Annotated in this window: 7 protein-coding genes; 2 read left to right on the top strand and 5 right to left on the bottom strand. The window is 75.9% G+C overall.

Annotation, left to right across the window (positions count from 1 at the left end; all coding sequences use genetic code 11):
- Positions 1–106 precede the first annotated feature (106 nt).
- Positions 107–1,195 (top strand): amidohydrolase family protein, encoded by a 1,089-nt coding sequence (locus tag ACFO3J_RS03265; RefSeq protein WP_386425918.1) that lies wholly within the window; start codon positions 107–109, stop codon positions 1,193–1,195.
- A 117-nt stretch (positions 1,196–1,312) separates the two neighbouring features.
- Positions 1,313–4,363, top strand: coding sequence for an ABC transporter substrate-binding protein (locus ACFO3J_RS03270; RefSeq protein ID WP_386425919.1), 3,051 nt, complete (start codon positions 1,313–1,315; stop codon positions 4,361–4,363).
- On the opposite strand, the gene cobC is transcribed toward ACFO3J_RS03270, so the two are convergent.
- From cobC to cbiE, 5 genes are read right to left on the bottom strand one after another with little or no spacing between them, the layout of a single operon-like run.
- Entirely contained in the window at positions 4,338–5,420 is a 1,083-nt protein-coding gene (gene cobC, locus ACFO3J_RS03275) for an Rv2231c family pyridoxal phosphate-dependent protein CobC (RefSeq protein ID WP_386425920.1), read from the bottom strand. The two genes, ACFO3J_RS03270 and cobC, sit on opposite strands and share 26 nt — an antisense overlap.
- A complete protein-coding gene (locus ACFO3J_RS03280; protein WP_386425921.1) occupies positions 5,404–6,294 on the bottom strand; it encodes a sirohydrochlorin chelatase in 891 nt (296 codons plus the stop codon). Before ACFO3J_RS03280 ends, cobC begins: the two co-directional genes overlap by 17 nt.
- The gene (locus ACFO3J_RS03285; RefSeq protein ID WP_386425922.1) at positions 6,291–6,935 is read right to left on the bottom strand and encodes a precorrin-8X methylmutase; all 645 of its coding nucleotides are present in this window, start codon (positions 6,933–6,935) and stop codon (positions 6,291–6,293) included. Before ACFO3J_RS03285 ends, ACFO3J_RS03280 begins: the two co-directional genes overlap by 4 nt.
- Positions 6,936–6,963: 28 nt before the next feature.
- Positions 6,964–9,141, bottom strand: a complete 2,178-nt coding sequence (gene cobJ, locus ACFO3J_RS03290) for a precorrin-3B C(17)-methyltransferase (RefSeq protein ID WP_386425924.1) — start codon at positions 9,139–9,141, stop codon at positions 6,964–6,966.
- The gene (gene cbiE / locus ACFO3J_RS03295) at positions 9,138–10,379 is read right to left on the bottom strand and encodes a precorrin-6y C5,15-methyltransferase (decarboxylating) subunit CbiE (protein ID WP_386426043.1); all 1,242 of its coding nucleotides are present in this window, start codon (positions 10,377–10,379) and stop codon (positions 9,138–9,140) included. The genes cobJ and cbiE overlap by 4 nt, the downstream gene beginning before the upstream one ends.
- Between the last annotated feature and the right edge of the window lie 53 nt (positions 10,380–10,432).

A 10,432-nucleotide genomic window follows, 5' to 3' on the forward strand; every position in this document is an offset into this window, starting at 1 on the left:
GGTCAGGCGTGGTCGCGGGGACGGTCGGGCGGGTTCAAGGGCCCTTGGGGGGCGGTCAGGGGGCCGTGCGATCCGACATTACCCAGCGCCTCGTACAGTGCCGTGCATGGTCGATCGCGAGGTGTTGCACATCAGGGGCGGAATCCTGGCCGGACCGCGGGACGTACGCGACGAACTCTGGGTCGTCGGCGGCCGGATCACCTATCGGCGGCCCGCGGCGGAAAGCGCCGGAACCGTCACCGGATGGGTGCTGCCCGGCCTGGTCGACGCGCACTGCCATGTCGGTCTGGACGCGCACGGCGCGGTGGACCGGGACGCCGCCGAACGGCAGGCGCTCACCGACCGCGAGGCGGGCGCGCTGCTGCTGCGCGACGCCGGCTCGCCCGGCGACACCCGGTGGACCGACGAGCGCGAGGACCTGCCGAGGATCATCAGGGCCGGGCGGCACATCGCCCGCACCCGCCGCTACATCCGGAACTACGCCCATGAGATCGAGCCGGGCGACCTGGCCGCCTACGTCCGCCGCGAGGCCCGCCGCGGCGACGGCTGGGTCAAGCTGGTCGGCGACTGGATCGACCGGGAGACCGGTGACCTGGGCGCCTGCTGGCCCAAGGACGCCCTCGCCGAGGCGATGGCCGCAGCCCACGAGGAGGGCGCCCGGGTCACCGCCCACTGCTTCGCCGAGGAGTCGCTGGCCGACCTGGTCGAGGCCGGTATCGACTGCGTGGAGCACGCCACCGGACTGACCGCCGACACCATCCCGCTCTTCGCCGGGCACGGCGTGGCCATCGTGCCGACCCTGGTCAACATCGCGATCTTCCCAGCGCTCGCGGCCGGCGGCCGGGCCCGCTTCCCGCGCTGGTCCGACCACATGCTCCGGCTGCACGAGCGCCGCTACGCCACGGTCCGGGACGCCTACGACGCCGGGATCGCGATCTACGCCGGTACGGACGCCGGCGGCGGCCTGGCGCACGGCCTGATCGCGGCGGAGGTCGCCGAACTCGTCACCGCCGGGCTGCCGGTGGAGGCCGCGCTGTCGGCGGCCACCTGGGGCGCCCGCGACTGGCTCGGCCGCGAGGGGCTGACCGAGGGCGCCCCCGCCGACTTCGTGGTCTACGACGAGGATCCCCGCACCGACGTGGCGGTCCTGGGCGCGCCGCGGCGGATCGTGCTGCGGGGCGCGGTGGTGCGGTGAGAAAGGGCCGGGCGCGCACCACAAGCGGGTAACAAGCAGGAGGGGGGCCGCTGTCCGGCAGGGCCTCCCCCTTACGCTGTTACGGGCATCACCGGGGGAAGAAGACGGACGGGGCATATGGCTGACGGGCTTTTCGCCGGGCGTTACGAGCTTGCGGAGCTGCTCGGCTCCGGCGGGATGGCCCGGGTGCACCGGGCCCGTGACACCCGGATGGGACGTACGGTCGCCGTCAAGACCCTGCACGCCGAACTGGCCGGCGACCCGGGCGCGCGGCAGCGGTTCGCCCGCGAGGCGCGGGCGGCAGGCGCGCTGAACCACCCGGGGATCGTCACCGTCCACGACCAGGACGAGACCTCCGACGGCGACGCGGTGGTCCCCTTCCTGGTGATGGAGTACGTCCCCGGCATCACCCTGGCGCAACTGCTGCGCAAGCACGCGCAGTTGCCGCCCGAGCGGGCGGTGCGGATCGTGTGCGACGTGCTGGACGCGCTGGCGCACGCGCACAGCCACGGCACCGTGCACCGCGACGTCAAGCCCGCCAACGTGATGATCACCGAGGAAGGGGCCGTCAAGGTCACCGACTTCGGCATCGCGCGGGTGCTGCACAGCGACACCCGGCTGACCGCCACCGGCTCCGCGATCGGCACCCCCAGCTACATGTCGCCCGAGCAGATCAACGGCGGCGATGTGGACGCGCGCAGCGATGTGTACGCGGCCGGCTGCGTGCTGTTCGAACTCCTCACCGGCCGCCCGCCGTTCATCGACGGCAATCCGCTCAGCCTGATGTACCGGCATGTCCACACCCCGCCGCCCGCCCCCTCCTCCCGCGATCCCCGGGTGCCGAAGGCGCTGGACGATCTGGTGCTGGCCGCGCTGGCCAAGGACCCGGCCGACCGCCCGCCCACGGCCGCCGCCTACCGGGACCGGCTGCTCGGCTGGCTGGCCGCCACCGGCGCCGCCGCGCTCACCGGCCCGGCCGCCGCGCCCGAGGCCGTGGCGCGGTCCGTGCGGGAGGGCGCACCCGGACCGGCGGCCGGCCACGGCCCCGGACCGCGGGCCGGCCAGGACGCCCTGCACCCGTCCGCGCCCCGGCCCGCCGACCCCCGGGCGACCTTCGGCGTCGGGGCCAAGCTGCCCGTCCTGCCGCCGGCCCCGGACCGGCGGCCCGATCCGGCGCCCGCCGGGCCCGAGCAACCGCCGTACTCCCGCGCTGCTTCCTCGCCCGTCTCGCCCGCCTCGCCCGCCTTTCCCGCGCCGCGGGTCCCGCCGCCGCGTCCGCCCGCCACCCCGCCGCCGTTCGAACTGCGGACCAGCCCCGTCACGGACCGCGGCCGCGTGCGCAGGCGCTGGATCGCGGCGGGCGCCGGGGTCGCCGTCGCGGCGGTCGGTGTCGGTCTGACCCTCGCCTTCGCCCCGCTGGGCGGCGACCGGGGCGATCAGGGCGATCACGGCGGGAAGAGCAGCGGCGGACCGACCGCCACCCCCACCGTGCGGAACGCCGCCCTCGCACTCCACGGCGGCAAGCAGGGCAGCGGCTACAACGGCGGCCTCGACGGCGTGGTCCGCCCCTCGACCACCACGGGCGGCACCCTCCACCTCGTCTCCGACTACCCGCCCGCCGGCATGCTCGACCCGGCGGCCAGCTACGACACCACGTCCTGGAATGTGCAGCGCCTCTACCTGCGCAAACTCGTGGACTACGCGCCCGCGCCCGGCCCCGCGGGGCGCAAACTCGTCCCCGACCTCGCCACCGACACCGGCCATGTCAGCTCCGACGGCCTGACCTGGACCTTCCACCTCAAGCCCGGGCTGCTCTTCGACGACGGCACCCCGATCACGTCCAAGGACGTCAAGTACGGCGTCGAGCGCACCTTCGCCCGCGACACCTTCTCCGGCCCCTCCTACTTCGTGGACCTGCTCGACCAGGGCCAGCACTACCCGGGCCCCTACGAGGACGACGACCCCGACGGACTGGGGCTGCACTCGGTGGCCACGCCCGACGACACCACCGTCGTCTTCACCCTCGCCAAGCCGTTCGCCGACTTCCGCTACGTCCTCGCGCTGTCCATGGGCGCCCCGATCCCGCGCGCCGCCGACACCGGCGACGGCAAGGACTTCCAGCACCACCCGGTCGGCAGCGGCCCCTACAAGGTGGCGGACTACGACTCGGGCAAGTCCGTCGAACTCGTCCGCAACCCGTACTGGAAGCAGTCCACCGACAGCGTCCACTCCGCGCTGCCCGACGCCATCGACCTGAAGTTCGTCGCCGACCAGAGCACGGCGGACGCGGCGCTGCTCTCCGGCACCGCCGACCTGGACATCGACAACACCGGCCTGAGCGACGCCACTGTCAACAAGGTGCTCGGCGACAACGCGCTCAAGGCAGACACAGACCTGGTCTACAACGGCGCCACCCGCTTCCTGAGCCTCCAGACATCGGTGGCGCCCTTCGACGACTACCGCTGCCGCCAGGCGGTGCAGTACGCCGTCGACCGCCTCGCGGTACGGACCGCGTTCGGCGGCCCGACCAGCGGCGGCGACATCGCCACCACCATGCTGCCGCCGACGGTGGACGGCCACGACCCCGACGCGGCGCCGTACACCACCGCGGCCGGCGCCGCCGACCCCGACACCGCCAGGACCCAACTGGCCGGGTGCGGCGAGCAGGACGGATTCGACATCACGCTGGCGGGGGTCGACAGCGCGCAGACCACGGTGGCGATGGACGCGATCAGCCGCGCGCTGCGCGTGGTCGGCATCACGGTGAAGGTCAAGGCGGTGGACGCCACCGACTTCTACAAGACCCTGCATTCACCGGACGCGCTGAAGAGCAAGAAGTGGGGCATGGTGCTGACCAGTTGGGCCGCCGACTGGCCGACCGGCGGCGGCTTCCTGCGCGCCCTCGTCCAGCCCGGCGGCTACGCCGACTACTCCGGGCTCGACGACGCCGACCTCAACGACGCGGTCGACCAGGCCGACACCGAGACCGATCCGGCCGGGGCGGCCGACGCCTGGAAGGCCATCGACAAGCAGGTGATGGCCGAGTCCACCATGGTCCCGCTGCTCTACGAACGGCACCCGGTCTACCACTCCCCGCGCCTGACCAATGTCTACGAGCAGCAGGTGCTCGGCGGTGTCGACCTCACCGCACTGGGTGTCCAGCCGTAGCGCCGGCCAGGGCGGCGACGAAGCCGTCGGTGGTGAGCGGGTCGCGGACCGCGATCCGCAGCCAGTCCGGGCCCAGACCGGGGAAGGTGTCGGCCCGGCGCACCGCGTAGCCCGACTCCCGCAGCCGCAAACGGACTTGGGCCGCCCCGGGCAGCCGGAGCAGCAGGAAGGGCGCCTGCGGGGCGTCGCCGGCCACCTCCAGCCCCGCCGGGCCGCCCGACTCCCGCAGCCGGTCGACGAGATACGCGCGGTCGGCGGCGACCGTACGCGCCGCCCGGTCCGCCTCGGCCAGCGCGGCCGGCTCCATACAAGCCCCGGCCGCCGCCAGGGCCGGGGTGGACACCGCCCACAGCGGCTGCGCCCGCTCCAGCGCGGCGACCGGCTCCGGCGCACCCAGGACGTAGCCGATCCGCAGGCCGGCCAGCCCCCAGGTCTTGGTCAGGCTGCGCAGCACCAGCAGGCCCGGCAGGTCCCGCTCCCCGGCGAGGGACTCCCGCTCGCCCGGCACCGCGTCCATGAACGCCTCGTCCACCACCAGGGTCCGGCCCGGCCGCGCCAACCGCCGCAGCAGCGCGGCCGGATGCAGCACCGATGTCGGGTTGGTGGGATTGCCGACCACCACCAGATCGGCCTGCTCGGGCACCAGCGCGGGATCCAGCCGGAAGCCGTCGGAGGGGCTCAGCAGGACCCGTTCCACCGCGTGTCCGGCGTCCCGCAGCGCCGCCTCGGGCTCGGTGAACTGCGGGTGCACCACGACCGCCCGGCGCGGCGTCAGCGCCCGTGCCAGCAGCACGAACGCCTCCGCGGCGCCCGCGGTCAGCAGCACCTCCGGGTCGGGGCGGCCGTGCCGTACGGCGACGGCGCGCCGGGCCGCCCGGCCGTCGGGGTAGGCGGCGAGTCCGGCCAGCGAGGCGGCGATCCGCTCGGCCAGCCACGGCGGGGGCGTACCCGTACGGACGTTGACCGCGAGGTCGATCAGGCCGCCGCCGACCTCGGTGTCGCCGTGGTGCCGCAGGTCGTAGTCGCCCGGTGCGGCGGGGTCAGTGGGTGTGCGCATGCGGGTGTCCATGGGTGTGGGCCGGGTCGTCCGGGTGGTGGTGCGGCTGCTGCGGCGCGCCCACCCGGTCCTCGAAGCCGGGCATCGCGATCCGGTAGACGCAGGTGTCGCAGTTCATCCGCAGATCGCCCCCGACCGTCTCCCGGTAGCGCTCCATGACGAGTCCGGCCAGTTCCGGTTCGGGCCCGATGACGTCGGCGCAGCGCACGTCCAGCCCGTCGTGGCCCCGCGCCCAGGTGTCCGCCTGGTCCCTTACCCGGTCCGGCAGCACCCCGGTGAACAGGAAGTACGGCAGGACGACCACGCGGCGCGCGCGCAGCAGCCGGCAGCGGTCGAGGCCGGCCGGCACCGACGGTTCGGCCAGCGAGACGAACGCGGTCTCCACGCCCGCGTAGCCCCGGCCCTCCCACAGCAGCCGGGCCACCTTGAACACCTCGGCGTTCGCGTCCGGGTCGGTCGATCCGCGGCCCACCAGCAGCACGGTGGTGTCCGCCCGGTCCGCGCCGTCCAGCGCCTCGTCCACCCGGCGCTCCAGCACCGTGAGCAGACCCGGGTGCGGGCCCAGCGGGCGCCCGTACGCGTACGACGTGCCCCGGTGCCGCTCCTTCTCCCGGGCCAGCGCCGCCGGGATGTCCCCCTTGGCGTGCCCGGCGGACACCAGCACCAGCGGCACGGCGGCGAAATTCCGTACGCCCGCCGCCACCATGTCCCGTACCGAGTCCGCGAGCGGCGGCGGCGACAGCTCGATGAAACCGCCGCCCACCGGCAGCCCGGGGTGGGCCGCGCCGAGCTGGGTGACGAAGGAGCGGAAGGCCTCGGCGCCGGCCTCGTCACGGGTGCCGTGGCCGACGAGGAGGAGGGCGGGGGGATTCACTGGGCGGTCTCCTTGGGGTGGGCGGGCTCCTTCGCGGGTTCGGGCGCGGCGCCCGGCGCGGGGTCCGGCAGCGGGTGCGGGACGTAGAGCAGGGCGTTGAGCGCGGCGGCGGCCACCGCGGAACCGCCCTTCTCCGAGACGTTGCTGACCGCGGGCAGCCCGGACGCCCGCAGGCGCGCCTTGCTCTCGGCGGCGCCGACGAAACCGACCGGCAGCCCGATCACCAGCGCCGGGGCCGCGTCCAGCGCGATCAACTCCTCCAGCGCGGTGGGCGCGTTGCCGATCACCCACACCGCGCCGGGGCCGACTTCCGCGTAGGCCAGCCGGATCGCCCGCGCGCTGCGGGTCAGGCCGTCGCCGGCCCGGGCTTGCGCGAGCAGGCACACCGCCCGCAGCGCGGTGATGCCGGAGGCGACCATCTCCACGTCCGCGACCACCGGGGCGCCTCGGTGCAGCGCGGTGTGCGCGGCCCGCAACTCCGCCTCGTCCGCGACGAGATCGGCCGCGTACGTCAGGTCGGCGCTGGCGTGGATCACCCGCTCCAGCACGGCGCGGCGCAGCGGCGGCAGCGCGGAGGTGTCGAGGCGGGAGCGCAGGATGCGGTACGACTCCTGCTCGATGGGGTGGACCGTGCGGCTCACGCGGCGGCTCCTGGAGGTGGGGTGGGGATCATGACTGCCAGCGGTAGCCGCGCGGGGTGACCATCCGGCCGGCGATCTCGCGGGTGGCGGTGTTGCCGACGGTGACGACGGTGACCATGTCGACGGTCGTCACGTCGAGCGTGGCCAGGGTGGTGACCTCGGCCCGCTCGTCCGGCCGGGACGCGGCGTGCACGACGCCCACCGGGGTGGCGGGGGAGCGGTGCTCGGCGAGGATCGCCAGCGCTTTGGGCAGCTGCCAGTCCCGGCCGCGGCTGCGCGGGTTGTAGAACGTCACCACCAGGTCGGACTCGGCGGCGGCCCGTACCCGGCGCTCGATCACGTCCCACGGCGTGTGCAGGTCCGACAGGCTGATCGACACATGGTCGTGTCCCAGCGGCGCGCCGAGCAGCGCGGCGGCGGCCAGCGCGGCGGTCACGCCGGGGACGCCCACCACGTCGATGTCGTCGGAGGCCTCCGCCAGCGCGGGCGAGGCCATGGCGTACACGCCCGCGTCGCCGCTGCCGATCAGGGCGACCGCGTGCCCCTCGAGGGCCTGCGCGACGGCGGTACGCGCCCGCTCCTCCTCCGCGCCCAGCCCCGACTCCAGCACCCGGGTCCCGGGGGCCAGCAGGTCCCGGATCTGGTCCACGTACTGGTCGAGACCGACGATCACCGAGGCCCGCCGCAGTTCGGCCTCCGCCCGGGGCGTCATCAGGTCCCGGGCACCCGGTCCGAGGCCCACCACGGCCAGCCGCCCGCGCGGCTTCCTGCGCGCGACGGCCACGGTGGCCATCGCCGACTTCCGCTTCTGCACGACGAGTTCGCCCCCGGGCGCGCCGAGCAGCGCGGCCGCCTCGGCCACCGAGGGCGTCCCCACGGCGGCGAGCGGCGCGGCGGAGGGATTGGGCACGGCGACCTCGGCGAGCGCCGCCGCCGGGTACGTCAGCAGCGGCACCTTCAGCCTCGCGGCGGCCGCCACGATCCCGGGCTCCCCGGCCTTGGCGTCCACCGTCGCCAACGCGGCCACGCTCTTCGCTGCCAGTCCCGCTTCCGCCAGACTCCCCGCGATCAGCCCGGCGACCTCCTCGACCCCCACCCCCCGGCTCCCCCCGACCCCCACCACCAGCGACGGCGGCCGCACATAGACGGCGCGCCCCCCACCGTCCACCAGCCGATCGGTCACCCACACGAGGTACTCATCCCCGGCGGCAGCCGTTCCGCCACCGCTTCCGGGCCCACCGGCCGGCCCCGACCGGCCCCCGCCAGACGCGGCGAGGCCAGCGTCCTCGGGGACCGCCGTGCTCCCGCCGCCGCCCCGCGCTGTCGCGCTGTCACCGGACCCGGCGGGGGTCTCGGGGGATGTCGGATCCCCCGAGGCCGCCGCGGCGCCGGGAAGCGGCGCGTCGGGGCGCCGCGGGGTGGGGGTTAGGGCCGGCAGCGGGTCGGTCGCGGGGTTGTCCGCGGGGGTCTCGGGGGAGTTCGGGTCCCCCGAGGCCGCCGCGGCGGCGGGAAGCGGGACGGCGGGGGTCGGCGGTGTTGTGCCGGCCGGGGCGGCGAGGGGCCGCGCTGGCACCGCCCGGCTTGTGTCGGCGTGGGGGGCGACCGGGTTGGTCGCCGTGTTCCCAGCGGCGGTCTTGGGGGGGTTCGGGTCCCCCGAGGCCGCCGCGGCGGCGGGAAGCGGGACGGCGGAGGTCGGCGGTGGCGTGGCGGCCGGGGCCGCAATGGGCAGTGCCGGCAGTGGCCACATCGTGTCCGCGCGGAAGGCGACCCGTTCGCCGTCGAGGAGGGCGCGGGTCACCGCTGGGAGGGCGCCCTCGGCGGGGTAGGGGAGGAGGTCGAGGGCGGAGACGCCCACCGCGTCGGTGGCCGTGGTGACGACCGGGGTCGTACCGAGGACCGGGCTCAGGGCCTCGGCCAAGGCGTTGGCGCCGGAGGCGTGGCCGCCGAGGAGGGCGACGGCGTGGCGGTGGGCCTCGTCCACCGTGACGACCGCCGGGTCCGCCCGCTTCGTGGTGAGCAGCGGCGCGAGCAGCCGTACGGCCGCGCCGGTCGCCAGGAAGAGCACCAGCTGGTCGCACTCGGCGAAAGCGACGGGCAGGGCCTCGCGGACCGGGCCGTCGTAGAGCCGGGTGCGGCCGGGCCAGGCGGCGGCCAGCCGGGCGCAGCCGCCCCGCCCCGCCGCCGTCGCCGAGATGAGCCCGATCATGCAACCGCTCCTTCCACCGTCGCGGGGCGGACGCCCCACAGCACGAACACCGGATTGCCGGCCGCCAGCCGGACCACCTCACCGGGCAGCGGCGCCAGCCGGGAGGACTGCAGGAGCACCCCGTCCGGCACCAGGCCGGCCGAGCGCAGGGCGGCCCGGACCTCGGAGACCCGGTCCACCGCCGCCAGTGTCACCACCACGACCCGCCGCGCCCGCCGTCCGCACTCCGCCACGATCGCGGCCAGCTCACGACCGCCGCCCCCGACGAACACGGCGTCGGGATCGGGGAGTTCGGCCAGCACCCGGGGCGCCGCACCCGTGACCACCGAGACGTCCACCCCGTGCGCGGCGGCATTGGCCCGCACCCGGGCCGCGCCCTCCGGATCACGCTCGACCGCGACCACCGCCGCGCCGAACCGCGCGCACTCCACCCCCACGGACCCCGATCCGGCGCCGATGTCCCAGACCGATTCGCCGGTGCGGGGCCCGAGCCGGGCCAGCGCCAGCGCCCGCACCTCCGCCTTGGTGACCATCGAGTCGCGGTGCGCGAACGCCTCCTCGGGCAGCGCCCATCCGGCGGGCGCGGGCGGCGGACCGGCCAGCGTACGGGCCCGGGCGGCCACCAACTCCCGCTCGGGGCCGAGGCACAGCACCACGGACACCGCCTCGGGCCAGTCCCGTACGGCCGCCGCCGCGGGGGAGAGCCGCAGCACCGTCTCCGCGTCCGTACCGAGCGCGTGGGCCACCACCAACTCCCGGCTGACGCCGAGGCGTTCCAGGGCCGCCCCCAGCTCCGCCGGCCCCGCGCCAGGACCGGTCAGCACCGCCACCTTGCGGTGGGCCGCGCAGACGTTCACCGCGGTCCGCAGCTCGCGGCCGTGCGCGCTCACCACCAGCGCGTCGTCCCAGCTCAGGCCGAGCCGGGCGAAGGCGACCGCGACCGAGGGCGACGACGGCCGCACATCGAGGGCCGCCGGACCGAACCGCTCGCCCAGCGCCCGGACGATGCCGAAGAATCCGGGGTCGCCGGAGGCCAGCACCACCACCGGCCCGCCGTCTGCGGCGAGATGCGCGCCGATCGCGTCGAGCGCGGGCGCCAGCGGACCGAGCACCAACCGGCGTACCCCGGCGGGCGGTTCGGCGGCCGCCAGATGCCGGGCCGCGCCCACCACCAGACCCGCGCCGCTCAGCAGGACCGGGGGCAGCGCCCCGCCGGTACCCGCGCCGAGCACCGTGATCGCCCGGGCCGCCACCGGACACACCGGCTCGGCCACCGCGCTCACCGGCCGTC

It is taken from the genome of Streptomyces polygonati (assembly GCF_042650325.1).
Taxonomy (GTDB): Bacteria; Actinomycetota; Actinomycetes; order Streptomycetales; family Streptomycetaceae; genus Actinacidiphila; species Actinacidiphila polygonati.